Origin of the sequence: Vibrio gigantis, assembly GCF_024347515.1 — a bacterium.
GTDB classification, from domain to species: domain Bacteria; phylum Pseudomonadota; class Gammaproteobacteria; order Enterobacterales; family Vibrionaceae; genus Vibrio; species Vibrio gigantis.
In genome coordinates, this window is sequence record NZ_AP025492.1 from 250,982 (window position 1) to 275,886 (window position 24,905).

The window sequence follows — 24,905 nt, forward strand, 5'->3', positions numbered from 1 at the left end:
ATTAGTTAACTAGTAAACCCCTGTTCTATTTTATTTATAACGTCAGTAATTGAAGAATAATTATGATCAAAAAATGTCTTTTCCCCGCAGCAGGCTACGGAACTCGTTTCCTTCCTGCTACCAAATCTATGCCAAAAGAAATGATGCCAGTGGTGAACAAACCGCTCATTGAGTATGGAGTAGAAGAAGCGATCCAAGCCGGCATGAGCGACATGTGTATCGTAACAGGCCGTGGTAAACACTCGTTGATGGATCACTTTGATAAGAACTATGAACTTGAACATCAAATCATGGGTACCAGCAAAGAGTCTTTGTTGGATGATATCCGTGGTTTGATTGATTCTGCAAGTTACACCTATATTCGCCAGCGTGAGATGAAAGGGTTAGGTCACGCTATTTTGACGGGGCGTGAACTTGTTGGTGATGAACCATTTGCAGTAGTATTGGCTGATGATTTGTGTGTTAACGAGCAGCAGGGCGTTTTGGCGCAAATGGTTGAATTGTACAAACAGTTCCGCTGCTCAATTGTCGCAGTGCAAGAAGTACCAGAATCAGAAACGCACAAATATGGTGTGATTTCTGGAGAGATGATCAAAGATGATATCTTCCGTATCGATGATATGGTTGAAAAACCTGAACCTGGCACTGCACCAAGTAATTTAGCGATCATTGGTCGTTATATCCTTACTCCTGATATCTTTGAGCTGATTGAACAAACAGAGCCGGGTAAAGGTGGTGAAATCCAAATTACCGATGCATTACTAAAACAAGCAAACTCAGGCTGTGTTCTTGCGTACAAGTTTAAAGGTCAACGTTTTGATTGTGGTAGCGTTGAAGGGTACATCGAAGCAACTAACCATTGTTTTGAAACCTTCTATAAAAAAGCGCCAAGTGCAGAGCTAGCTAAAAAGCCAACCGTGAAAGTCGTCGAAGAAAAAGAAGTCGAAGTGGTTTAAAGAGATTTTATTTCGTTGTTTTATATTTGAAGGTCTAGGTATTTTTATATCTAGACCTTTTTATTTACTAGTATTCAATTTAAATCACTATTCTTATGATCCACAATTACATATCAAATGACATTTTTTTTCACATCCGATCCTCCTACCTGCGACCTTTCTTGATCTTCCACTACAGTTTTGACTGTAAACTGTAGTAAAATTACGCTAATTTGTTTTTATACCGATTTATTTTGAATTGAACGAGGTCAGTCCTATGTCAGCTAAGAAGCCAATGGCTCTAGTGATCCTTGACGGTTACGGTTACCGTGAAGACAACCAAGACAACGCTATCGCGAACGCTAATACACCTGTATTAGACGGTCTTATTGCTAACCAACCTAATACGCTAATCTCTGCTTCTGGCTTAGATGTAGGCCTACCAGATGGTCAAATGGGTAACTCTGAAGTAGGCCACACCAACATCGGTGCGGGTCGCGTTGTATACCAAGATCTTACTCGTATTACTAAGTCAATTTCAGACGGCGAGTTTGGCCAAACTGAAACGCTAGTGAACGCTATCGACAAAGCAGTAAAAGCTGAGAAAGCGGTTCACATCATGGGTCTTATGTCTCCAGGTGGCGTTCACTCTCATGAAGATCACATCTATGCAGCTGTTGAAATGGCAGCAGAGCGTGGCGCAGAGAAAATCTACCTACACGCTTTCCTAGACGGTCGTGATACGCCGCCACGTAGTGCAGAAAACACGTTGGCACGCTTCCAAGAGTTGTTCGCTAAGCTAGGTAAAGGTCGTGTTGCTTCGCTTATTGGTCGTTATTACGCAATGGACCGTGATAACAACTGGGATCGCGTTCAAGAATCTTACGACCTGCTGACTCAAGCAAAAGCAGAGTTCACATTCGACACAGCAGTGGCTGGCCTAGAAGCGGCTTATGCTCGTGACGAAAACGATGAGTTCGTTAAAGCGACGGAAATCAAAGCAGAAGGCGAAGAGTCTGCAGCTATAGTGGATGGCGATGCAGTTATCTTCATGAACTACCGTGCTGACCGTGCTCGTGAAATTACACGTGCATTCGTGCCTGAATTCGACGGTTTTGCTCGTAACGTATTCCCAGCGATCGATTTCGTGATGCTGACTCAATACGCTGCTGACATCCCACTTCTATGTGCATTCCCACCAGCTTCTCTAGAGAACACCTACGGTGAATGGCTATCGAAGGAAGGTAAAACACAGCTACGAATCTCTGAAACAGAGAAATACGCACACGTTACTTTCTTCTTCAATGGCGGTATCGAAGATGAGTTCGAAGGCGAAGAGCGTCAACTTGTTGCTTCTCCAAAGGTAGCAACTTACGATCTACAGCCAGAAATGAGCGCGCCAGAGCTAACTGAAAAGCTAGTTGCAGCAATCAAAGGCGGCAAATACGACGCTATCGTTTGTAACTTCCCTAACTGTGACATGGTTGGCCACACTGGCGTTTACGATGCAGCGGTTAAAGCCGTAGAGTCGCTAGATGAATGTCTTGGTAAAGTGGTTGAAGCTATTAAAGAAGCCGATGGCCAACTGCTTATCACTGCAGACCACGGTAACGCGGAAATGATGGTAAACCCAGAAACGGGCGGCATCCACACTGCGCACACTAACCTACCAGTGCCACTTATCTACGTAGGTAACAAAGACGTTGAGTTCAAAGAAGGCGGTAAACTGTCTGACTTAGCACCAACAATGCTTTCTCTATCTGGTATCGCAATCCCTGCTGAGATGTCAGGCGATGTGATCGTTAAGTAATCACTTAACTTTCATCGAGTACTAGAACGGCTGCGCGCGAGTGTAGCCGTTTTTTTGTATCTAGAATTTGAGTATAGATGCGAGATACGAGTAAGCGGGATTTGGGTTCTCAAGTGACAAAAAGCGGTAAAGCTAAAAACAGGAAGAGAATGCCCAGTTTCTTTTTACATGCCGAATTTCGTGACTCTCATCTCGCTTTCAAAACTGATCGCTCAAAATCCAACAACCACTCTTTGCGGTTCATGCCGCCGGTGTAACCAGTTAATGTTCCATTCGCCCCAATCACTCGATGGCAGGGTACAACAATACTAAATGGATTCTTTCCATTCGCACCACCTACCGCTCTTACTGCTTTTGGGTTATCCATTCTCTTTGCTTGCTCGCCGTAGCTGATGGTTTCGCCATAAGGAATGGTCGTTAAAGCCTGCCAAGCTGCTTTTTGAAAGTCAGTGCCTTTTATCGCTCTTAATGGCAAATCGAACTCTGTTCGTTGACCTGCGAAGTACTCATCTAACTGTTTCGTCGCCAGTTGGCAAAGCTCATCTGGATTGCTAGTCATTAGCTCTTGGTGATTTATATGGTCAATTTCAATAATCGACACACCATCACTAATAATGATCATCTTGCCAATCGGAGCGTCATAAAGCATTTTGTAAGTGGTGTCTTCCATGCAATCTTCCTTCTCTCGTCTTTTCTACTGTTAAGATCTTAATTCCTTTCGCATCCCGCACTCGCATCTGCTTTAGCCCTCACACGAAGCGCAAAGCAATACCCTGAAATACCACCCATAATGTTCCCCAAGGCTAAGCCAATAAACAACCCTTCGACATCGTCAATTTCGCTGCCTATCCAAGCGAAAGGCAATGTGAATACAAACAAGCGCATGAAGCTCCATTGGAAGGCTTTGAGTGGTTGATGCATCGCATTCATGGCACTGATTAGCATCATGATAATACCTTGGAATCCATAGCTAAATGGTACGACTAACAGGTAATGCCACAAGATGCCACGCACGGACTCTTCTTGAGAGAACAGGGCGGCTAAAGGAATGCTTAATGGCACCATCATTAAGAAAATTAAACCTTGGAACATCACGGCAAAGCGCATGCTTAGAAACAGCGCCTTAAAGCTGCGTTGAGGGTTGTTTGCGCCAAAGTTCTGCGCCATGAAAGGCGTGAGAGCAGAGGTCAGAGACATCAACACAATGATAAGAATCGATTCAATACGCTGAGCTGCGCCATAAGCCGCCACGGCTTCGGTTCCTTGATTGGCCAGCATCATCATAATGATGGCACCCGCGAGTGGGTTTAGCGCATTGGAGAGTGCAGCTGGCGTTCCAATGGCTAAGATTTGTTTCCAGTCATCGATGATGTTTTTTAGTTTGGGTGGAGCAAGCAGCTTTTCTCGTATGGTTAACACATACAGTGAGCCACATAACGCACCAAACCAACTGAAACCACTTGCAATGGCTGCTCCTTGAATCCCTAGCTCAGGAAAAGGCCCGTAACCGAAGATCAGCAGCGGATCGAGAATGCCGTTAATTAGGCCTGCCAACATCATGATCTTTGCGGGGGTTTTAGTATCGCCACTGGCTCGTATTGCGCTGTTGCCTGCCATTGGAATAACAAGCAGTGGAATAGCTAAATACCAGACTGTCATGTATTCAGATATAAGTGGCAGTAACTCTGGCTCTGCTCCCAACAAGGCAAACATGGGTTCAAGCGTTACAAGCCCCAGAGTTGATGTAAAACCAACAAGAAGGACCGCAAGTAATAAACCGTGACAAGTAAAGCGAGCTGCGTTTTGTGAGCAGCCTTGACCAAGTAATCTTCCAATACAAGTAGAAAGGCCGATGCCAATCCCCATAGTGATGCAGTTGATGGCAAAGGTGACAGGGAAGGTAAAGCTAACCGCAGCAAGGGCTTGCGTACCCAGTAATGAGATAAAGAAGGTATCAACAAGGTTAAACATCAAGATCGCCACCATACCGAATATGGTCGGTATGGTCATGGTACGCAATGTACTTTCAATTGGGGCGGTTAAGAGCCCGTGCTTATCTTGCATGTAAAACGCCGATAGAATCCAAAAGCGTAGGATAAACAGATGTGGTCGGGAAGGGAAGAAAAGCAGATGCGAGTAAACGAGATTCGGGATGATATGGCCCCTAAAAAGTAGACACAGGGGTTTAGTTGATTAGTTCAAACTCCATGGGACTCACTCCACCTAGAGTCCCATGTCTTCTTACTGGATTATAATAGGTATCGATATAAATTCGACTCTGCATCGTCATTTCTTGTCGTGAAAGCTGATCTAATTTGTTCATCCACTCTTTCTTATATTGCGCAAAGAAGCTTTCGGAACAAGCGTTATCCCAACAGTTTCCTTTTCTCGACATGCTGACTTTAATCTTTCGTTTACGGTGCCAACGGATCGTCTCCAACGCTCGATACTGTATACCTTGATCGGAGTGAAACAAAAGCTCATGACCTAAGGGCTGCCTTTGTTCCCAAGCCTTATTCAGGCTTCTTAGCACTAACTTTGCGTTATTAATGCGACTTGTCGACCAACCAATCACTTTGCGTGAAAACAAATCTAAGACAACGCACAGGTATTGCCAACCATCAGTACAGCGCACCTGAGTTATATCTGACACCCAAACTCGATCGGGTTTATCCACCTTAAATTGACGGGCAAGAATGTTATAGGCAGGTATAAGTGTATTTTGTCTTGGCGCTCGTCCATATCGCTTCTTACTCACGCAAGAGCGATAGCCCATATTCTGTAGAAGCCTCTGTACTCGCTTTTTATTACAAATAAAGCCGTTAGCGACTGCTGCTTCCCAAAGCTTTCGATAACCAGGAATACAGTGCTGAGCTTTGCTTTCTCTCCTCAAGTAGTTACTTAAGGACTCATTTTCTGTCTCTCGTTTCGAGGGTTGTCTCGTGAGCCACTTGTAGTAACCCGCTGTAGAAACGTCTAACCATCGACATAACCGAATAACAGGAAGCTTCACACAGGTTTTCTTTAGAATGTACTCGAACCTTATTCTTTTTGGCTGTCGAAGAAAGCCTTCGCTTCCTTTAAGAAATCATTCTCCAGCTCCGCCATCTCTAGTTTCTTCTTCAATTGACGGTTCTCTCTTTCCAATTGAGCAACGGATTTCTCGGGGCCTTGATTAGGTATTGGGAGGGAATTAATCTTCTTCGACGTCATTTGAGATCTCCATTTCGAAAGTAGCACCGGCGATATTCCTAAGGATAGTGCTACTGACTTAACGGTGTCAGAAGAATCGAGAGATCGCTGAACAGCTTCTCGTTTAAATTCGTCTGTATATTGTCTTTGTGATTTTACTTTCATGACACTCAATGCTCTGTATTAAGTGTCTACTTTTATGGGGTCACATCAGGATGCGAAAGGCAAAAACAAAATAAGGCGATTCTTTTGTCTTCCGTTCTTCGTTACTCGTTTACCCGCATCTACCTTTAAGCTCTTCGCCACTCGCTTACTCGAATCTCGTATCTGCTCTTTGGATCACAATTTTTCTCTTTCACCCCTTGGGATCTTCCGCATCGCCCCAACATACTCTTTAACCCCATGCCAATCGTGGCAACTATCAAATTAAATGGAAATTATCAGGAGATCTGACCGATGAATATCCGTCCTCTACACGACCGAGTTATCGTTGAGCGCCAAGAAGTTGAATCTAAATCTGCTGGTGGCATCGTTCTAACTGGTTCTGCCGCTGAAAAATCAACTCGCGGTGTAATTCTAGCTGTTGGCAAAGGCCGCATTCTAGAAAACGGTTCAGTACAACCATTGGACGTTAAAGTTGGCGACACTGTTATCTTCGCTGAAGGCTACGGCACTAAGTCTGAAAAAATCGACGGCAAAGAAGTTCTGATCATGTCTGAAAACGACATCATGGCGATCGTTGAGTAATCCGACCCATAAACCTGAACTGACTGAATAAAGAATTTAAAGGAAATAAAGATGGCTGCTAAAGACGTTAAATTTGGTAACGACGCACGTATTAAAATGCTAGAAGGTGTAAACGTTCTGGCTGACGCGGTAAAAGTAACGCTAGGCCCTAAAGGCCGTAACGTTGTTCTAGACAAATCATTTGGCGCACCAACGATCACTAAAGATGGTGTTTCTGTTGCACGTGAAATCGAACTTGAAGACAAGTTCCAAAACATGGGCGCACAAATGGTTAAAGAAGTGGCTTCGCAAGCGAATGACGCAGCGGGCGACGGAACAACGACAGCGACAGTTCTTGCTCAAGCTATCATCACTGAAGGCTTAAAAGCCGTTGCTGCTGGTATGAACCCAATGGATCTTAAGCGTGGCATCGACAAAGCGGTTATCGCAGCAGTTGAAGAGCTAAAAGGTCTTTCTGTTCCATGTGCAGATACTAAAGCTATCGCGCAAGTAGGTACTATCTCTGCAAACTCTGACGCGACAGTCGGTAACATCATTGCTGAAGCGATGGAAAAAGTAGGCCGTGATGGCGTTATCACAGTTGAAGAAGGTCAGGCTCTGCAAGACGAGCTAGACGTAGTAGAAGGTATGCAGTTCGACCGCGGTTACCTATCTCCTTACTTCATCAACAACCAAGAAGCAGGTTCTGTTGATCTAGAAAGCCCATTCATCCTTCTTATCGACAAGAAAGTATCAAACATCCGTGAACTTCTTCCGACTCTAGAAGCGGTTGCTAAGGCATCTCGTCCACTTCTAATCATCGCTGAAGATGTAGAAGGCGAAGCGCTAGCGACTCTAGTTGTGAACAACATGCGTGGCATCGTGAAAGTGGCTGCTGTTAAAGCGCCTGGTTTCGGTGACCGTCGTAAAGCGATGCTGCAAGACATCGCTATCTTAACGGGTGGTACGGTTATCTCTGAAGAGATCGGCCTAGACCTTGAGAAAGTAACGCTAGAAGACCTAGGTCAAGCTAAGCGTATTACTATCACTAAAGAAAACTCAACCATCATTGATGGTGCGGGTGAAGAAGTGATGATCCAAGGTCGTGTTTCTCAAATCCGTCAACAAATCGAAGACGCAACTTCAGACTACGACAAAGAAAAACTTCAAGAGCGCGTAGCGAAACTAGCTGGCGGTGTTGCAGTAATCAAAGTGGGCGCTGCGACTGAAGTTGAGATGAAAGAGAAGAAAGACCGCGTAGAAGACGCACTTCACGCGACTCGCGCTGCTGTTGAAGAAGGTGTGGTTGCTGGTGGTGGTGTTGCACTTATCCGCGCTGCATCTAAAGTTGCTGGCCTTGAAGGCGACAACGAAGAGCAAAACGTAGGTATCCGTGTTGCACTACGTGCAATGGAAGCACCTATCCGTCAAATCACTAAGAACGCAGGTGATGAAGAATCAGTGGTTGCTAACAACGTTCGTGCTGGCGAAGGTAACTACGGTTACAACGCGGCTACTGGCGAATACGGCGACATGATTGCAATGGGTATCCTAGATCCAACTAAGGTAACTCGCAGCGCACTTCAGTTCGCAGCATCAGTTGCTGGTCTTATGATCACAACAGAAGCGATGGTGACAGACAAGCCTCAAGATTCAGCACCTGCAATGCCTGATATGGGCGGCATGGGTGGTATGGGTGGCATGGGCGGCATGATGTAATCATCCCCTTTCTCTATAGCAGAGAAAGCCATACATAAGCTTTAAAGCGGAGACTTCGGTCTCCGTTTTTGTTTTTCGTATCTCGTCACTCGAATCCCGCATCTGCTCTTAACCATTGCTCTTTATGATTTAGCGTCTTATATTCAACAGTACAGTTATGACATTGATCTAACATGAGTAGCTGTTGAATGAAGGATAATAAATGCTTGATTGAAATGGATTAATCAAGTGAACAATAAGTCAGTGGAGACTCCCCCAATGAAAAAACTACTTTCGGTATTAGCTGTGTCGGCAGCGGTAATGGCACCAGCGGCATTCGCTTCTTCGCCTGTTATGTTTTCAACGATTAACGGCTTCAATGCACCTGATTCAGATGCGGTTGGCGGTGTGCGCTTGGCTCTGCTTCACGGACAAGTAAACGACCTTAAAGGTGTCGATCTTGCCGTTGTTGGTATGTCAGAAACACAAACCACCACAGGTGTAAACCTTGGTATTTTTGGTGCATCAAAAGTGAACCAAGAAATGACTGGTGCATCTCTAGGCTTCTTCAACTGGAACACGGGTAAAACAACCGGTGTTAACCTTGGTGCTGTGAACATTACCAATGATGTAAAAGGCGCGAACGTGAGTTTCGTAAACTACTCAGAAGGTAACACTATGGTTGATGTTGGCGCAGCGAACCTTTCAGAAGTGTCTACGGTTCAGGTTGGTATCTTCAACAAAACCAACAAAATCGAAGGCGTGCAAGTTGGCTTGATCAACTGTGCTGATAACGGTTTCTTCCCGTGCTTCCCGATTGTAAACTTTGCTAAATAAAGCGGTCGTTTAGCCTTTGGTTCTGCTATTGGCGAGTAACGTTTAGTTAGCACATTGGCTTTTAGTTACGAATTAGTTTTTAAAGGCTAAGCCTATCAACGCCTAAACCCTTGTTTAGGCGTCATTAGGTTCGATTCCATTCCACTATAAACTCTTCGAATACCCAATAAGCATGTTGTTTTATATTTATTGTTGCGATGTTCTTATTTATAAGTACAGTGTGCGATAAATTTCCAGTGATGATTTATATGCTTTGATTAACCACCATACCGTCGATTTTAAAAGGGCTTTATTAGGCCTGACCGCCAGTTTTTTAGTAGTTTTGAGCTTGTTGCTCGTTGATTCAGCGGAAGAATCAGATAAACAGTATGGAATTGAAAACCAAGGCGTGACCCGTTCCTTAGCGGAGCTCACACAGATCATTAATGCGCTTGAGTACAACATCACCGCCCTCTACCCACTGCATGGGGATACCTACGTATTCTCACATGACAAAAAGGTTGAGGGTGAGACGTGCTACTTTACTAGTGAAGAGCAACATGCCCCTCGTTTTGATTTTATGTTCTCTGGTCCTCGTGAGATGTGCGACCCTAAATCGGACCTTTATACTGAAGCGGGCAAGCGGCTGTTCATTGCACCGACTATGGCTTATTTTGCCAATACCATTGATACCATCTCTGCGATTTACTTTATTTCAAAAGAGAAGTTCATCATCTCTTCGCCTTCTGACTTTGCCAGTTATATTAAGGGCGACACCTTTGATTCGGTTGTGAATAGCCGTCCTTATTGGGTGAATACGATTCGCTTTGGCCTCTCTCAGGGCAAAGAGCAAGTTGTGTATACCGGGCAATATGATGACTACCTTACCGGAAAAAAAGTGGTGACCTTAACAAAGGGGATCTACGTCAATGGTGAGTTCAAAGGGATATTGGGTGTCGATGGATATGTCTCCAACCTCGTATCGAACCCTACCCATGGCTATAAAGTCACAAGTACTCGAGGCGCAAACAAATACGGGTTTATGGACTTTACCTATTCCAAGCCTCTGTATGTTGGTGACATTAACACCCAGTTGTATCTGAGTATTGAAGAAGATAAGAGCGAGCACTTTCTGCATGTATTGGAGATGGAGAAGATTCAGCTTTCAATACTATTGATTTTGTATCTTCTCTCGGTGTTATGGCTATGGCGCTTCTATACCAGGCAAGAGCACCTGCGTTTAAATGACTTAGCAATGCGCGATCCACTGACCGGTTTGCTGAATCGACGCGGTTTTGAAGCTCGATTATTGGCGCAGGATGAAGAGCCGATTATTGGTGTTGGCGTGTTTGATATTGATGATTTCAAAGTTGTTAATGATCAGCATGGTCACAAAGTGGGGGACGATGTGATTTGCCACGTAGCTCAGTTGATGCTGAACAGCGTTAGACAGCAAGATATCGTGGCACGATTTGGTGGTGAAGAGTTTGTTGTGGCGATTACAGGGGAATCCTCTGAGCTGCTTTCGTCTATCTTTGAGCGCATTCAAAACGACATCAGCCTACAAAGTTATCGATGTCCTACGGGGGATAAGATTAGTGTCTCGGTATCTGGTGGCGCGACGCTTTATTCTCTGTACAAGTTCGATAGTGTCGGGCACTTATGGAAAAACCAGAGTATTCGTTCGTCTGATCAGCAGCTCTATAAGGCAAAGGCTGCGGGTAAGAATCAGGTGTGTATTCAGGTGTATTAAGCGCTTTCGTAAAAACTCAAAGCCTAGTCGTTTGACTAGGCTTCTTTTTTGTCTCTAAGAATCGCACCTAAAATTGGAGATTACTTCTTCACACGGCCTTTTCTCATCCACTTCTGGTGAACACCACGACGCAGGCTTTGGAAGCTGTTTTCCACTTTATCGACCCCAAGCAGAATCACTAATGCCATCAGTGTGATAATCACCGATTGGGAAAGGTGGCCAAGGGCGATCATCATACCTAATGCAGCAAGTACCCAGATAATTGCCGCTGAAGTCACACCATGAATTTTGCCATCCAGAGTCATCATTACCCCAGCGCCAAGGAAACCGACCCCAGTTATGATCTGACCAAGCACACGAGCTTGATCCAGCGTGTTAGGGGACAGGCTAATCGCCATCGTAAGGAAGAAGTAGGTACCACTGATGATCAAAATAGATGTTCTGATCCCTACCGGTTTGCCGCGTGTTTGTCGCTCGATACCGATTAACGAACCACACAGCATGCATACTGCAAGGCCTGCCCAGCTAAAGGGGGCAAGGTTGAGAGTTTGTTCTATAAATTGTGTCATATCACCCCTCCTAAAAATTTAGAATAGAGCCGAGTATGCTAATAATAGACCGGACGATCGAACAAAAACTTTTTGTCTTAACGATTGATAAAGATGACTTGAAGTCTAGCAGCCATCTGTTGTTAAGGTGAAGATAGGTGTCGTAGTTTCTGTTGCTTCTTGATACTCCAAGTAGCAATTATCTCCTTCCTTTTTACGACTTGCTGGAGCGTAGATAATTTTTCCATCAGCGTGATTACTATTTGTAAAATACCAATCGGCATTACCGACTCCCCACTCGGCATCAAGAAAAGTTGATTCTATTAGCATTGACCAAGCGTCACTGTTGATTGCTGCTGGGTAGCCATAGACGACTGAGATATCGTCGCCTTCCACATTTACAGACGCACTTGCTGCTTTATCTAAGCCTAATGCTGATGCCTTACCATAAAGCATAGCACTTGCGCCTTCCATGCCGCCTTTGAGGCCATTTAATGTCGAGATGCGAGCATCAGTTTGAAGGTTGAGAAACTTGGAAGCCGCCGTTACAGAAATAATGCCCAGAATTACGATCACTACAACCAGTTCGATGATGGTGAAGCCTTTTGAGAGGCATTTGTTCGCTGGTGGAGTGATAAGAGCATTGTGTTTCATTGATACGACTTCTCTATTCAATGTGTAGGTCGAGTGGTGTCTTGCTAGTGCGACCGCCAATCTCGCGAGTGAGTTTTGGTACTAGGTAGCCAGAAACCTCAGAGATCAAACCCTTGAAGTGGTGTTTTGCCTCTTCATCGGAAATATAGAAATGAGCTGCGCCCTGAACTTTATCAAGTACATGCATATAGTAAGGTAAAATACCGGTGTCGAATAGCTTTTCGCTTAATTCTTTCAAGGAGTTAGCGCTATTGTTCACGCCTTTTAGCATCACGCCTTGGTTGAGCAGCGTCGTGCCACTTTGTTTCAGCTTATGAAAGGCTTGTTTGAGTTCTAAGTTAATCTCGTTGGCATGGTTAATATGGCTCACCATCACTACGTTAAGGCGAGTGTTAGCCAATATTTGGCACAGTTCATCAGTTACACGCGCTGGAATGACTACTGGCAAACGGCTATGAATACGAACAGTTTTGACATGTGGAATCTGTTCGATAGCGTTGATTAGCCACTCTAATTCGCTGTCTTTTGCCATGAGAGGATCGCCACCTGACAAGATAACCTCGTTGACCTCTGTATGGGTAGCAACATAGTCGAGGCTGGTTTGCCAAACCGACTTTGAGCCCTTGTTATCTTGATACGGGAAATGACGACGGAAGCAGTATCGGCAGTTGATCGCGCAACCCCCTTTTACGATCATCAATGCACGATTTTTGTATTTGTGCAGTAGCCCAGGAATAGCGTTTTCTTGCTCTTCTAAGGGATCTGCAGAGTACCCTTGGTGAGCCTCAAACTCTTCACTGAGCGGCAAAACCTGACGTAATAGAGGATCGTGTGGGTTGCCTTTTTCCATTCGTTCGACAAAGCTAAGAGGAACCCGAAGCGCAAATAACTCGCGAGCAGCGAAACCTGCTTGCCACGGTGTTGGGTCTATTTCTAATGCCTCAAGCAGTTTTGTCGGGTCAGAGATCGCATTCGATAGTTGTTTGAGCCAGTTTTGCTCAACAGATTCGACTTTTCGGGTTATGATATGCGGCATTGAAATTAACTCAAAGATGTGGAAGAGAAAATCATGGCGTCAGTAAGCACCAATGAATTCAAAGGCGGTTTAAAATTCATGATGGATAACGAGCCTTGCTCAATTATCGAAAATGAATACGTTAAGCCAGGTAAAGGCCAAGCGTTTAACCGTGTTAAACTTCGTAAACTGCTGTCAGGCAAAGTGTTAGAGAAAACATTTAAGTCAGGCGATACAGTAGAACTAGCGGACGTTGTAGACGTTGAACTAGGCTACCTATACAGCGATGGCGAATTCTACCACTTCATGAACAATGAAACATTCGAGCAAATCGCTGCTGAAGTAAAAGCAGTTGGCGATACAGCTAAATGGTTAGTTGAAAACGACGTATGTACTCTAACGTTGTGGAATGATAACCCTATCACAGTAACTCCACCAAACTTTGTTGAGATCGCAGTAACTGAAACCGATCCTGGCCTAAAAGGCGACACACAAGGTACTGGCGGTAAACCTGCAACTCTAGCAACTGGCGCGGTAGTTCGTGTACCTCTATTCATCGCTATCGGTGAAGTTGTGAAAGTTGATACTCGCACTGGCGAATACGTTGGTCGTGTAAAATAATTACTGTGTTTAAACACGGATAATAAAAAAGGTCGCTAATGAGCGACCTTTTTTGTGCCTGCAATATAACGTTATTGCGAGGTCTAGCTTATTTTTTATTCGCTAAGAAGTAGGTGTCAAGGTAGATATTAAGTGGCGCAAATGCAGGGTTTGCCCAAGAGTTGAACATTGCTTCAACGTTGCCATCTAGCTCACCGGAGCCAACTTGACCAATATTCTGAAACTCGCCACCTTTTGAACCAAACAGCTCACCACCACCTTCGCTGATCGTTGGGTTTACCTTGTACTCGTACATCAAACCAAGCAGTGCGCCAGGGTTTAGGTTTACGCCACTAATTTCGTGAATTTCATCAACTTGACCATTTGGTGCTGGCTCTTCATCATCTTCTGTCACGCATGGTGTATCAGTACCCAATGCACGCTCTGATGCAGTTGTCGATAGCTGGCCATTTCCGTATGGACATTCGTCGAAACGCAGTGCTTCAACGTTCAGTGTACTTGCGGCAAGGTCTTGATGTTGGAGTAGCGACTTAAAGCTGCTGTATGCGCTGTTTAGCCCCTGGCCGAGTAAGTGGCTTTGATTGTCATCACCATAGTAGTCGAACAGTTGCATGAGTTTCTGATAAGTGGTCGCTCGCTCTGTCTCGTCAGTACCATCAATATTGGTGTACACCAGCTCCACACCGTCAACAATCTGTTTCGCTTGGCTTAAGGTAACCACAAACTCAGCTTCTTCAGATGGGCCATTCGGCTCTGTCATCATGATGCCAATTACGAATGTTTTGTGATTTAGCTGCTGTTTGACGCTATCACTCGCCCAAGTCGCGAAGTTGGTTGCTTGGGCAATCACTCGCTGCTGCTGTTCATCGGTAACCGTTGAATCTACTTTTAGTACATAGATACCCTTTTCAAATGCACAGTTAGGGACATCTGCTGCAGTACTACAGTTCTCGATAGACGAGTAAATGGTCACATCCAAGCTTGGTGCTGGTGGCGGCGTAGGCTTAGGTGGTGTGGTGGTCGATGATGTATCACTGTCTGATGAACTATTACAGCCGACTAGGGCTAATGGCAGTAAAGCTAAAAGTATCTTTTTCATGGCATTCGCTATCTAAGTAAATTCAATGGGTTTAATAGTTACTTCTTATTTATTGATAACGATATCACTTGGGCCGATTTCGTGGCGTAAGGAGATGTAAGTAGTGTAAGCGGAGAAAGGCTGATATGAGGGAGATAAAGAGCGGGAGAGCAGATGCGAGTAAACGGGATTCGAGATACGAAGAGCGGGAAGAGCAAGTGAGCTAGATGTTTGAGATTCGACAAGCAACAAAAAAGCAGAGCCGGATAACCTAGCTCTGCTTTTAGTCTTTGCGCTCTTAAGCTCTTCGTGATTCGGTTACTCGAATCCCGTATCTGCTCTTAACTGTTAAATCATAAAGATGAAAATAACAGACAGTGCGCTGATTAGGCCTGCAAAGAAGTAGCAGCCCACTTTACCCGCAACGCCGACGTGGAATTTCAGGTCGTGCATGCCGTGGTGAAGACGGTGCATGGCGTGCCACATTGGCAGTGCTAACGTACCGATGATGAATAGCGCACCAATGATGCTGGTGGCAAATTCAGATACACGCTCGTAGCTCATTGCGTCCGCATCGATAATCCCCATGGGTACTAAGATACCTAGTACTAAGATCGTGATTGGCGTGATCATCGCGAACCAAGTACCGCCAGCGCCGAATAGACCCCACCAGATTGGCTCATCAGAGCGTTGAGGATTGTGGTTAACAGGTTTTACTTTGTAATTTGTGTTCATAACGAAAGCTCCTTACACCACAACAAGAACGATTAAAGAAATAAAAGCCACCGCTGCCCACTGAGTCAGTACGATGATTCTTTTATCAACCAATTTACCTTTCAGGCGGATTGGCATCACTTGAGGCATCATGCTGAAGAAGGTTTGAGCGTGCATTAAGCTACCTAACAGAGCCACGATATTAATACCGACAATGATAGGGTTAGCCATAAAGTTCAACCAACCAGCCCACGCTTCAGGGCCTTTCACTAGCGCACCCAAACCAAAGGTTAGGAACACAGTGAACAGAATCAAAGGCAGTACAGTTGCTTCACGTAGCATGTAGAAGCGGTAGAACGGATGGTTGCTCCACCACGTTCTCTTCATCTCACGAACATAAGGCTTACGATTGCTCATCTTATGCCTCCTCTGTTGTTTTTACTTGGTTCTTGCTAACTGATGTACCGTCTGGTTTGAACATCGAGATAACGAAGTCCATTGAAGACTCAACTTTGCCTTGGTTCACTGCAGCTGCTGGGTCGACTTTCTTCGGACATACTTCAGAACAGTAACCTACAAACGTACAGCCCCAAGCGCCGTTTTCACCATTGATAAGCTTCATGCGCTCATCTTTACCGTTGTCACGGCTATCTAGGTTGTAACGGTGAGCAAGCGTCAATGCTGCAGGGCCAATGAACTCAGGGTTTAGACCGAATTGAGGACACGCTGCGTAACAAAGACCACAGTTAATGCAGCCAGCGAACTGTTTGTATTTCGCCATTTGCTCTGGAGTCTGGATGTTAGTGCCGTCTTCAGGCTTACGATCGTTACCAATGATGTATGGCTTGATTGCTTCAAGGCGCTCGATGAACGGCGTCATGTCGACAATCAAATCTTTCTCGATTGGGAAATTAGCCAGTGGCTCGATAGTTAGGCCGTTCGGGTAGTCACGTAAGAAGCTCTTACAAGCTAGCTTTGGCACACCATCAACCATGATGCCGCAAGAACCACAGATCGCCATACGACAAGACCAACGGTAAGACAGGTCTTTATCTTGGTAGTCTTTGATGTAACCAATGGCATCAAGTACTGACATGGTTTCATCAAATGGCACTTCGAAAGTCTGCATGTAAGGTTCTGCATCTTTCTCTGGGTCGTAGCGCAGAATGTCTACTTTTTGGATACGGTTCGCTGACATTATGCTTGCTCCTCTTCGCTCTTCTCATCTTTCTTAGCACTTTCTGCTGAAGATTTTTCAGCTTCTGCGGCCTTTTCAGCGGCAGCAGCTTTCTCTGCTGCTTCACCGTATAGACGAGCTTTAGGTTGAGATTTGGTGATCTTAACGCCGCTGTAGTCGATGGTTGGTGCAGCATCTTCGTTGTAGAACGATAGAGAGTGTTTCAGGAAGTTCACGTCATCACGTTCTGTGCAGTTGTCATCTAGACGTTGGTGTGCACCGCGAGACTCTTTACGAAGAATCGCTGAATGAACCATCGCTTCGGCAACTTCAAGGCCGTAACCCACTTCGATAGCGTAAAGTAGGTCAGTGTTGAACACTTTGCCTTTGTCTTTAATGCTGATCTTCTTGTAGCGCGCTTTCAGTTCAGTGATCTTGTTGATAGTTTCTTGCATCAAGTCTTCTTGACGGTAGATACCACAACCCGCTTCCATGGTGTGACCCATTTCAGTACGGATATCAGCCCAGTTTTCATCGCCTTCTTGAGCCAAGATACCTGCGATGCGATCTTCAACCGCTTTCACTTGCTTAGCGATAGACTCTTCGTTCCAGCCTTTGAATTCAGCAGCGCGTTTCACCGCTTCTTCACCAGCGACACGACCAAATACCACGAACTCAGCCAGTGAGTTAGAACCTAGGCGGTTTGCACCGTGTAGGCCAACTGAAGCACATTCACCAACCGCGAATAGGCCTTTGATGCGAGTTTCACAGGTACCGTTAGTTTCAATACCACCCATGGTGTAGTGAACGGTAGGACGAATTGGGATTGGCTCTTTTGCAGGGTCGACGTTTACGTACGCTTTTGCTAGCTCACAGATAAACGGTAGACGTTCTTGTAGGTACTCTTCACCAAGGTGGCGAAGGTCAAGGTGTACCACATCACCAAGCGGGTGCTTGATGGTGTTACCTTTCTGCTGCTCGTGCCAGAATGCTTGAGAAACTTTGTCACGTGGACCCAGTTCCATGTATTTGTTTTTCGGCTCGCCCACTGGAGTTTCTGGGCCCATGCCGTAATCTTGTAGGTAACGGTAGCCGTTCTTGTTGACGATGATACCGCCTTCACCACGACAACCTTCGGTCATCAAGATGCCAGTGCCCGGTAGGCCTGTTGGGTGGTATTGAACGAACTCCATATCACGCAGTGGTACACCGTGACGATAAGCCATTGCCATACCGTCGCCAGTTACGATGCCGCCGTTGGTATTACAGTGGTAAACACGACCTGCGCCACCCGTTGCTAATACAACCGATTTTGCTTTGATGGTAACAAGCTCACCTTCAGACATGTGAATTGCGATAAGGCCTTGTACTTCGCCTTCTTCAACGATCAAATCCACCACAAAGTACTCGTCAAATCGTTTGATTTGATCGTACTTCATCGAAGTCTGGAACAGAGTATGAAGCATGTGGAAGCCAGTTTTATCCGCTGCGAACCACGTTCTCTCTACCTTCATACCGCCGAATCGGCGTACGTTTACTTCACCGTTTTCTTTACGACTCCATGGGCAGCCCCATTGTTCCATTTGGATCATTTCGCGAGTCGCGTTTTCAACAAAGTATTCAACAACATCCTGTTCACATAGCCAGTCGCCACCGCCAACAGTATCGTTGAAGTGGTTATCAAGGCTATCTTCGTCTTTAATTACTGCTGCTGAACCGCCTTCCGCTGCTACCGTGTGCGAACGCATTGGGTAAACTTTAGAAATCAGTGCTACTTCCAATTCAGGATTAGCTTCAGCTGCTGCAATTGCTGTACGAAGACCAGCGCCGCCTGCGCCGATGACTGCGATATCTGTGGTAATTGTCTTCACAGTTATTCTCCAGTGTGATGCGGAGTATTCCGCTTGTTATTATAAAAAGCCTATTTAGGAAGGTTCTAAACAGTAGGAACTGCTTATCACCCCTAAGCCTTAAGTGGTAGGTTCAGTGTAAGAGAGGAAGGTATTCGAAAAGTTGATGCATTTGGGTTTTTAGGTCAGTAATGCATATGGAGGCATAGAATTTATAGGTTATGTGACTGCAATCACGGCAATGAATTGTTGATAACGATTAGCCCACAGGGCTTGTGTTAACGGCTTGTTGAGTATGATTTTTGTTATCAATGTGGATGTGAAAGCTGTATTGATAATTGTATTGTAGAACGTGATTTTCTGGCTTCATTAAAGCAACATTTTGCTTTCATAAAAGACAGATAGAAGCTTACAAAAGAGGCGAAAGGTGGTAATTTTCGTCGCCTAGAATTCAGTGATATGGAACTTAGTAATGCACTCTACATGGCAACCAGCAGCAACCATCAAGCAGTTAAAGCAACGTGCTGATATCCTTAATCAAATCCGTCAGTTTTTTGCAGAAAGGAATGTGATGGAAGTGGATACGCCTGCGATGAGTCACGCCACGGTGACGGACGTGCATTTACATACCTTCAAAACTGAATTCGTAGGGCCGGGTTATGCGCAAGGCCAACCATTGTTCTTTATGACGAGCCCTGAATTTCATATGAAGCGCTTGTTGGCAGCTGGAAGTGGCTGTATTTACCAAATTTGTAAGTCTTTCCGTAACGAAGAAAATGGTCGCTACCACAACCCTGAGTTCACCATGTTAGAGTGGTATCGTGTTGGCTTTGATCATCATGACCTGATGGATGAAATGGACTTGCTATTGCAGCAAACCCTCAAGTCGGGTGCAGCAGAGCGCATGACTTACCAACAAGCCTTTATTGATGTGCTGGGTGTGTGTCCGCTCGAGGATTCGATGGGTACCCTAAAACAAGCAGCAGCGAAGCTTGGGTTAAGTGATATTGCCGACCCTGAACAAGATCGCGATACCTTATTGCAATTACTATTCAGCGTGGGCGTTGAAGCTAAAATTGGCCAGACAGTACCAGCATTTGTTTATGACTTCCCAGCTTCACAGGCGGCATTAGCCAAGATTAACCCGAATGATCCGCGAGTAGCCGACCGCTTTGAGGTGTATTTCAAAGGCATCGAGCTAGCAAACGGCTTCCATGAATTAGATAAGCCACAAGAGCAGCTTAAACGCTTTGAAGATGACAATACCAAACGAATTGAGATGGGTTTATCACCTCAACCGATTGACCATCACTTGATTGAGGCATTAAAAGCGGGTTTACCAGACTGTGCGGGCGTTGCGTTAGGTATTGATCGTCTGATCATGTTGGCGTTAGGCTACGACCATATCGATGACGTGACCGCTTTCCCGTTCCCGCGTTCTTAGCTTTTTGTTTTTACTGAGAGTTAATAGTCATTAACCATTAGCTCTCAGTTTCTAATCAGCCGCACTAGCTGACCAAAATACCTGTACCACTACCTGACTAGAATACCAGTACCCACTACGGCAACAATGGCACCGATCCAAGCATAGGTATTTGGCCTCTGCTTGGTGTACAGCCATAGAATTGGCAGCAACATGATAGGTGTGGTTGAAGATAACAGAGCAACCATGCCGACATTCCCTTCTTGCAGTGCATACAAGATAAGCGTCATTCCCACCGCCATCGCCAAAAAGCCGTTAACTGCGGTAATTGCGAATATTTGACCATTCATAGGCTTGATTGCGCGTGATAGCTTGGCGCCGGTTAAGCGAAACAGTGAATGGGCCACAAAGGCGGTGATCATTCGAATGGCGGAGGCAGCTATCGGGTCGATGCTAGTTTGCATCACAGGTTTGGCAATAATACCGCCCAATGCTTGGCAGATAGCCGCTGTGATTCCGAGAGCAACACCAATCCACACCGCGCCCTTGATGGTTTCAAGTTGGTTGTTGGCTTGTCCTCGACGACCAAAGAAGATCGCAGTTAATACGCCACTAAATACCAAAGCTGAGCCAATCAGCTCCACCGAGGTCATGCTTTCACTAAATAGGAAGTAACCGAGAATGGCGGAGAATACGGCGTGACAAGAGAACAGCAAACCCGCTTGGCGTGGGCCCATTCGGTTCAAGCAGGCAAATAGGGCGGTATCGCCAATAAAGATGCCAATCAGGCCAGACAGCATCATCGGCGTGATTAAGTCCGCTTCTACAGTTGTCCAGCCACCAGTAAACCAAGCCATGCTCGATAATATGATAGCGGTGCAGCCCATTCGCCAACGACTATAAGCGAAAGAACCCAAGTGTTGAGCAGGCTTTACGGACATTAGGCTTGCGATAGCCCAAAGAAAGGCAGCGGCGAGAGCCAACCATTCGAATCCCATCTGAATAACATCCTTGTGTCTGGGATAAATTAGCTCATCAATATGCATTAAACCGGACTAAGAACAAAGTGATTCTTATGAAAAGAACCGCTTTGCTCCTCAGTTATAGGTTTGTTTCAGTTGTCCGTTTCGCTATTGCAATATGCTATTGAACTCGGCATTCCTTATACCTTGAAGCGCTCTACATCTCGGCGCATCGATTCAGCAGCGTTGCTCATTTCATTTGAGCTATTGCGGCTGCTTTCAGCTTGTTGTGCCAAATCGTCAGAGGCATCTTTGATCCCTTGTGTGTTGCGACTGATGTCTTCGCTTACCGCACGTTGCTCTTCGGCAGCACTCGCTATCTGAAGTGCCATATCGTTGATTTCAGTGATTGCTTGGGTGATCTTAGTCAGGCTGCCATGAGCTTGCTCTGCGAAGCCAACACTGTTTTCTGCCAGTTGAGTGCTGGTGGTCATGCTATCAACCGCATGTTCGGTATTCTTCTGCAGGGTATCGATCATTACACGGATTTCTTCCGTTGAGCCATGCGTTCTTTGGCTTAGCACTCGAACTTCATCGGCGACCACCGCAAACCCACGACCTTGTTCACCTGCACGAGCAGCTTCAATCGCAGCGTTCAATGCCAACAGGTTGGTTTGTTCGGCAATGCCTTGAATGGTGGATAGGATCTTGTTGATGCTTTGGGCGTTACTCTCTAACTCTCGAATAACATTGGCGGCATCTTCAACTTGAGTCGCAAGGCCTGTTATAGCATCACGGTTTTGTTGGATAACTTCCTGACCCTCATTACAAGCGGTCGCTGATGCCTGAGATGCGGAGGCGGTTAATTCGGCATGGCTGGCCACTTCAGCAGCGGTGGCGGACATTTCATGAATCGCAGTCGCAATTTGGTTGATGTCGTTTTGTTGATTCTCAACTCGAATCGAAGATTGGGTAGCCAGTTGATTGGCTTTTTCTGCATGATTGTTGAGATCGTGGCTGTGTTCTATCACGCCCTTAAGCATGCTTTGCATTTGACTCAAGAACTGGTTCACGAGCTCGGCAAGTTTGCCAATTTCATCCATACGCGTGATATCAATACGTTGAGTGAGGTCGCCTCTACCTTGAGCAAGCTGGGTTAGCGCTTCAGATAAAGTTTGTAATGGGTAAAGCAGTCGGTTGATGACCATAGTACTCGCGATTGAAATCACGATGTACAGAACAAGAGAGGTAAGCGCGATGAATTGAATCGCGTCAGATACCGCAGAAAACGCCATTTCTTTATCGATAACGATACCCAGTGACCAATCGGTATTTGGAACGTTAGCAATGTAGACCAGTTTATCGCCTTGGCCTGGCCAAGTTAGAGTGGTGATCATTTGATCTTTGATCAATTGCGACACTTTGTTAGTCGTCAGAGCAGGGTTCAGAGTCGTCAGTGGTTTTTGACTTAACGCTTCATCACTGTAAGCAACAATGTTGTTGTTACCATCTACTAAGAAGGCGAAGCCATCGTTATCCAGTTTTACGTTAAGAACCGTATCAATGATGCTAGTTACGGTTAAGTCTGCCGCGAGAACGCCTTGTCTTTCTCCACTGAATGCTTTAGCGAAGCTGATAACAATACTGCCATCGAAATCTTGATAAGGTTCAGTGATGATAAGGTCTGATGCAGCGTTGGCATCTTTATACCAAGGGCGAGTTCGCGGGTCGTAGTCTGCTGGCCAGCCTTCCGTTTTATCGCCATACGCGATAGTACCATCGTTGAATCCCGCGTAAACCGATAGGAATTGACCAGCTTGTTTGGTGATCAATAACTCGCGGTCAGAATTACTATTGCTTGAAATGGTTGGTTCATTGGCCAGCATCATATCACTGCGAGTCGACAGCCAATCGGCAATGTAATTGGTTGTTCCTGCACTTACATTCTTCATTTCTTGGTTGATCGCGACTTCAGTCTCTTGGGTGAGCTGGTTGACCGATATCCAGGCTTGGGCGCCACTCACGACGGCGATAATGATCGCAATGGCGATCTGAATTTTAAATTTAATAGTATGTCTCAAGGTCCATTCCTCTCTTTTAAAACAAAACCCTAACTACAGTGACGTACTTGATGGTGAATTGATGTGTCTCTGATAGGTGTATAGTGTCGTTGTCTCAGTGAGAATAAATGTGTTTAAAATCATAAATTCTAAATATATTTGTGCTGTTTTTTTATAAACAGTGAAGTGAAATCACAGTTATCTGTTGATTGAAATGTCAGCTAATTGCTTAGAGCGGAGTGGTATAGCTCGAAAAAAGCGCTAAATCTATATTCAGCGCTTTAGTGAGAATTAAAGAAGGGCGTTAACGTCTGCTAGGTGATGATAAACAGCGCAAGGTAGACCATTAATAAGCCGACAATCCCTAAGATGATACCCATCTTCGCCATGTCTTTGCTTTCGATAAGCCCGGTCGAGTAGGCCAGTGAGTTGGGTGGTGTCGATACTGGCAAAATCATACCAAGTGACGCAGAGAAGGCGACCACAACCAATAACCCTTGCAATCCACCAATAGTAACTAAGCTTTCCATCGATGCACCGATCGCAGCGGCTATCGGCATCAGCAAGTTCGCAGTCGCGGTGTTTGACATGAAGTTCGCCATTAGCCAACACACGATAGATAGCGTCAGAACTACGGCTGCCGGTGACAGAGATTCATAATCAATTGCGTGTGCGAGTGCTGCCGCTAAGCCTGTTTTATCTAGGCCGATACCAATCGCAATACCACCCGCGACTAACCACAACACATCCCAGTTAATCAGCTTTAGCTCTTCCTTACCCATGATGCCCGTTAGGGTAAAGACGGCGAGAGGAATGATAGAGACTACATAGGTGTTCATGCCATGTAGCTTGGTGGTCATCCACAATAAGATTGTTGCAGAGAAGGTGATGTAAACCACAATAGCTCGCCAGCTCTTTCTAAATTGTCCATCGAGCTTGAGCACCATGTTCTTTTGCTTGGAAGGAAAGATTTTCTGAAGAAGGAACCAAGCTATGGTGAGTTGGATGATCACAAACGGTAAGCCCATCATCATCCAACTCAGGAAGTCGATGGTGTTTTCACCCGTTAGGTATTGCAGTGCGATGGCATTGGGAGGCGTACCGATTGGTGTGGCGATACCACCAGTATTAGCGGCAATCGGAATACACAATACGAGTGCTTTGATCCCCATATCGCCTTTTGGTGCAGAAGCCACGATAGGGCCAAGCAGAGCTAGCATCATGACCGTTGTTGCGGTATTCGACATGAACATTGAGAACACAGCGGTGATCAGCATCAAACCCAGCATGATGAAACGTGGCTCTGTGCCAAATGGCTTGAGCAGCACTCGAGCTAAGTTGTTGTCGAGTTCGTACTTGGATGCGGATATCGCGAGTGCGAAACCACCCATGAATAGAATGATGATCGGTGATGAAAATGCACCAAATATGTCGGTATATTTAATTAATTCACCGAGATCGTGTCCCGCTGGTGGATTTCGGAATAGATGCAAACCTTTGTCAGAAATCATGACCAGTTCAAGTGCAATGATCAGTATTGAGGTAGCGAAAACTGGCACGGGTTCAAGCACCCAAAGCAGTGCTGCCAGAAGGAATATCGCCAACAAGCGGTGTTGAATCAGCGTGAGATCGTCGATTGGTATTGAGTCTATCGGCATGAATAACACGCCTAAGGGAATCGCAAAACAAATCAACAGCTTGACCAGAACGCCAACATTGAGTTTAGGCATGTACAAAGACCCTATAAATAAAATTTCTTCAAATAGAGTAAGTTATCTGGTTTTTGGGTACTTGGAGACGGGTTGTAAAATCGGAAAGTTGTTTAAGGTTTCGGCAACTGTTTTGTTTTTGGTCAATCTTTTTTCTGGGCAAT

Annotated in this window: 22 protein-coding genes; 8 read left to right on the forward strand and 14 right to left on the reverse strand. The window is 45.4% G+C overall.

Translation table 11 applies throughout. The features are described 5' to 3' along the window. Positions 1-62 precede the first annotated feature (62 nt). A complete protein-coding gene (gene galU / locus OCV56_RS01170) occupies positions 63-956 on the forward strand; it encodes a UTP--glucose-1-phosphate uridylyltransferase GalU (RefSeq protein ID WP_086711890.1) in 894 nt (297 codons plus the stop codon). A 256-nt stretch (positions 957-1,212) separates the two neighbouring features. Continuing rightward, positions 1,213-2,745, forward strand: coding sequence for a 2,3-bisphosphoglycerate-independent phosphoglycerate mutase (gene gpmM / locus OCV56_RS01175; RefSeq protein WP_086711893.1), 1,533 nt, complete (start codon positions 1,213-1,215; stop codon positions 2,743-2,745). Positions 2,746-2,932: 187 nt separating this feature from the next. Here the strand turns inward: gpmM and OCV56_RS01180 are convergent, their stop codons facing one another. The 3 genes from OCV56_RS01180 to OCV56_RS01190 form a co-directional block, all read right to left on the reverse strand. Next, positions 2,933-3,415: a methylated-DNA--[protein]-cysteine S-methyltransferase gene (locus tag OCV56_RS01180; RefSeq protein WP_086711895.1), complete on the reverse strand. Its 483-nt coding sequence runs from the start codon at positions 3,413-3,415 to the stop codon at positions 2,933-2,935. A 38-nt stretch (positions 3,416-3,453) separates the two neighbouring features. Then, on the reverse strand, positions 3,454-4,809 hold the full coding sequence (locus tag OCV56_RS01185; RefSeq protein ID WP_086711896.1) for an MATE family efflux transporter: 1,356 nt from the start codon (positions 4,807-4,809) through the stop codon (positions 3,454-3,456). Positions 4,810-4,930: 121 nt separating this feature from the next. Beyond that, positions 4,931-6,102 (reverse strand): IS3 family transposase gene (locus tag OCV56_RS01190; RefSeq protein WP_261901416.1). Its coding sequence is split into 2 segments (ribosomal slippage): positions 4,931-5,820 and positions 5,820-6,102, totalling 1,173 coding nucleotides; the frame shifts between segments, so codons are not numbered across the junction. A 291-nt stretch (positions 6,103-6,393) separates the two neighbouring features. On the opposite strand from OCV56_RS01190, the gene OCV56_RS01195 reads away from it, so the two are divergent. The 4 genes from OCV56_RS01195 to OCV56_RS01210 all read left to right on the forward strand — a co-directional run bounded on the left by OCV56_RS01195 (position 6,394) and on the right by OCV56_RS01210 (position 10,930). Continuing rightward, the gene (locus tag OCV56_RS01195) at positions 6,394-6,684 is read left to right on the forward strand and encodes a co-chaperone GroES (RefSeq protein ID WP_004741353.1); all 291 of its coding nucleotides are present in this window, start codon (positions 6,394-6,396) and stop codon (positions 6,682-6,684) included. A gap of 51 nt (positions 6,685-6,735) precedes the next feature. Next, positions 6,736-8,382, forward strand: a complete 1,647-nt coding sequence (gene groL, locus OCV56_RS01200) for a chaperonin GroEL (protein ID WP_086716260.1) — start codon at positions 6,736-6,738, stop codon at positions 8,380-8,382. 258 nt (positions 8,383-8,640) lie between these two features. Continuing rightward, on the forward strand, positions 8,641-9,198 hold the full coding sequence (locus OCV56_RS01205; protein WP_017068001.1) for a VC2662 family protein: 558 nt from the start codon (positions 8,641-8,643) through the stop codon (positions 9,196-9,198). A gap of 253 nt (positions 9,199-9,451) precedes the next feature. Further along, on the forward strand, positions 9,452-10,930 hold the full coding sequence (locus OCV56_RS01210) for a sensor domain-containing diguanylate cyclase (RefSeq protein ID WP_086716262.1): 1,479 nt from the start codon (positions 9,452-9,454) through the stop codon (positions 10,928-10,930). Between the two features lie 80 nt (positions 10,931-11,010). Here OCV56_RS01210 and OCV56_RS01215 read toward each other — a convergent pair whose 3' ends face one another. The 3 genes from OCV56_RS01215 to epmB all read right to left on the reverse strand — a co-directional run bounded on the left by OCV56_RS01215 (position 11,011) and on the right by epmB (position 13,168). Beyond that, complete coding sequence (locus OCV56_RS01215) at positions 11,011-11,499, reverse strand: MgtC/SapB family protein (protein ID WP_048607785.1); 489 nt, start codon at positions 11,497-11,499, stop codon at positions 11,011-11,013. 105 nt (positions 11,500-11,604) lie between these two features. After that, entirely contained in the window at positions 11,605-12,132 is a 528-nt protein-coding gene (locus tag OCV56_RS01220) for a prepilin-type N-terminal cleavage/methylation domain-containing protein (RefSeq protein WP_086716264.1), read from the reverse strand. 13 nt (positions 12,133-12,145) lie between these two features. Beyond that, positions 12,146-13,168: an EF-P beta-lysylation protein EpmB gene (gene epmB, locus OCV56_RS01225; RefSeq protein WP_086716266.1), complete on the reverse strand. Its 1,023-nt coding sequence runs from the start codon at positions 13,166-13,168 to the stop codon at positions 12,146-12,148. A 33-nt stretch (positions 13,169-13,201) separates the two neighbouring features. Here epmB and efp point away from each other — a divergent pair, with 33 nt between their 5' ends. Further along, positions 13,202-13,768, forward strand: a complete 567-nt coding sequence (gene efp / locus OCV56_RS01230) for an elongation factor P (protein ID WP_076657048.1) — start codon at positions 13,202-13,204, stop codon at positions 13,766-13,768. A gap of 88 nt (positions 13,769-13,856) precedes the next feature. On the opposite strand, the gene OCV56_RS01235 is transcribed toward efp, so the two are convergent. The 5 genes from OCV56_RS01235 to frdA all read right to left on the reverse strand — a co-directional run bounded on the left by OCV56_RS01235 (position 13,857) and on the right by frdA (position 18,608). Continuing rightward, complete coding sequence (locus OCV56_RS01235) at positions 13,857-14,867, reverse strand: histidine ammonia-lyase (protein ID WP_143691602.1); 1,011 nt, start codon at positions 14,865-14,867, stop codon at positions 13,857-13,859. A 327-nt stretch (positions 14,868-15,194) separates the two neighbouring features. After that, positions 15,195-15,581, reverse strand: coding sequence for a fumarate reductase subunit FrdD (frdD, locus tag OCV56_RS01240; RefSeq protein WP_052880182.1), 387 nt, complete (start codon positions 15,579-15,581; stop codon positions 15,195-15,197). A 12-nt stretch (positions 15,582-15,593) separates the two neighbouring features. Further along, positions 15,594-15,977 carry a fumarate reductase subunit FrdC gene (gene frdC, locus OCV56_RS01245; protein ID WP_086716270.1) on the reverse strand — a complete coding sequence of 128 codons (384 nt, stop codon included), beginning with the start codon at positions 15,975-15,977 and terminating at the stop codon, positions 15,594-15,596. A 1-nt stretch (position 15,978) separates the two neighbouring features. Then, positions 15,979-16,758: a succinate dehydrogenase/fumarate reductase iron-sulfur subunit gene (locus tag OCV56_RS01250; protein ID WP_076657046.1), complete on the reverse strand. Its 780-nt coding sequence runs from the start codon at positions 16,756-16,758 to the stop codon at positions 15,979-15,981. Next, positions 16,758-18,608 (reverse strand): fumarate reductase (quinol) flavoprotein subunit, encoded by a 1,851-nt coding sequence (gene frdA / locus OCV56_RS01255; protein WP_086716272.1) that lies wholly within the window; start codon positions 18,606-18,608, stop codon positions 16,758-16,760. The genes OCV56_RS01250 and frdA overlap by 1 nt, the downstream gene beginning before the upstream one ends. A 451-nt stretch (positions 18,609-19,059) precedes the next feature. On the opposite strand from frdA, the gene epmA reads away from it, so the two are divergent. Next, on the forward strand, positions 19,060-20,031 hold the full coding sequence (epmA, locus tag OCV56_RS01260) for an elongation factor P--(R)-beta-lysine ligase (protein WP_086716274.1): 972 nt from the start codon (positions 19,060-19,062) through the stop codon (positions 20,029-20,031). An 89-nt stretch (positions 20,032-20,120) separates the two neighbouring features. Here the strand turns inward: epmA and OCV56_RS01265 are convergent, their stop codons facing one another. The 3 genes from OCV56_RS01265 to OCV56_RS01275 form a co-directional block, all read right to left on the reverse strand. Continuing rightward, positions 20,121-21,008 carry a DMT family transporter gene (locus tag OCV56_RS01265; RefSeq protein WP_086716275.1) on the reverse strand — a complete coding sequence of 296 codons (888 nt, stop codon included), beginning with the start codon at positions 21,006-21,008 and terminating at the stop codon, positions 20,121-20,123. A gap of 164 nt (positions 21,009-21,172) precedes the next feature. Then, the gene (locus tag OCV56_RS01270; RefSeq protein WP_086716277.1) at positions 21,173-23,053 is read right to left on the reverse strand and encodes a methyl-accepting chemotaxis protein; all 1,881 of its coding nucleotides are present in this window, start codon (positions 23,051-23,053) and stop codon (positions 21,173-21,175) included. A 293-nt stretch (positions 23,054-23,346) separates the two neighbouring features. Beyond that, positions 23,347-24,762 (reverse strand): SLC13 family permease, encoded by a 1,416-nt coding sequence (locus OCV56_RS01275; protein WP_086716279.1) that lies wholly within the window; start codon positions 24,760-24,762, stop codon positions 23,347-23,349. Between the last annotated feature and the right edge of the window lie 143 nt (positions 24,763-24,905).

Coding starts and splice junctions, on each gene's coding strand:
- galU (WP_086711890.1), top strand. CDS start 63: ATGATCAAAAAATGTCTTTTCCCCGCAGCAGGCTACGGAACTCGTTTC.
- gpmM (WP_086711893.1), top strand. CDS start 1,213: ATGTCAGCTAAGAAGCCAATGGCTCTAGTGATCCTTGACGGTTACGGT.
- OCV56_RS01180 (WP_086711895.1), bottom strand. CDS start 3,415: ATGGAAGACACCACTTACAAAATGCTTTATGACGCTCCGATTGGCAAG.
- OCV56_RS01185 (WP_086711896.1), bottom strand. CDS start 4,809: ATGCAAGATAAGCACGGGCTCTTAACCGCCCCAATTGAAAGTACATTG.
- OCV56_RS01195 (WP_004741353.1), top strand. CDS start 6,394: ATGAATATCCGTCCTCTACACGACCGAGTTATCGTTGAGCGCCAAGAA.
- groL (WP_086716260.1), top strand. CDS start 6,736: ATGGCTGCTAAAGACGTTAAATTTGGTAACGACGCACGTATTAAAATG.
- OCV56_RS01205 (WP_017068001.1), top strand. CDS start 8,641: ATGAAAAAACTACTTTCGGTATTAGCTGTGTCGGCAGCGGTAATGGCA.
- OCV56_RS01215 (WP_048607785.1), bottom strand. CDS start 11,499: ATGACACAATTTATAGAACAAACTCTCAACCTTGCCCCCTTTAGCTGG.
- OCV56_RS01220 (WP_086716264.1), bottom strand. CDS start 12,132: ATGAAACACAATGCTCTTATCACTCCACCAGCGAACAAATGCCTCTCA.
- epmB (WP_086716266.1), bottom strand. CDS start 13,168: ATGCCGCATATCATAACCCGAAAAGTCGAATCTGTTGAGCAAAACTGG.
- efp (WP_076657048.1), top strand. CDS start 13,202: ATGGCGTCAGTAAGCACCAATGAATTCAAAGGCGGTTTAAAATTCATG.
- OCV56_RS01235 (WP_143691602.1), bottom strand. CDS start 14,867: ATGAAAAAGATACTTTTAGCTTTACTGCCATTAGCCCTAGTCGGCTGT.
- frdD (WP_052880182.1), bottom strand. CDS start 15,581: ATGAACACAAATTACAAAGTAAAACCTGTTAACCACAATCCTCAACGC.
- frdC (WP_086716270.1), bottom strand. CDS start 15,977: ATGAGCAATCGTAAGCCTTATGTTCGTGAGATGAAGAGAACGTGGTGG.
- OCV56_RS01250 (WP_076657046.1), bottom strand. CDS start 16,758: ATGTCAGCGAACCGTATCCAAAAAGTAGACATTCTGCGCTACGACCCA.
- epmA (WP_086716274.1), top strand. CDS start 19,060: ATGCACTCTACATGGCAACCAGCAGCAACCATCAAGCAGTTAAAGCAA.
- OCV56_RS01265 (WP_086716275.1), bottom strand. CDS start 21,008: ATGGGATTCGAATGGTTGGCTCTCGCCGCTGCCTTTCTTTGGGCTATC.
- OCV56_RS01275 (WP_086716279.1), bottom strand. CDS start 24,762: ATGCCTAAACTCAATGTTGGCGTTCTGGTCAAGCTGTTGATTTGTTTT.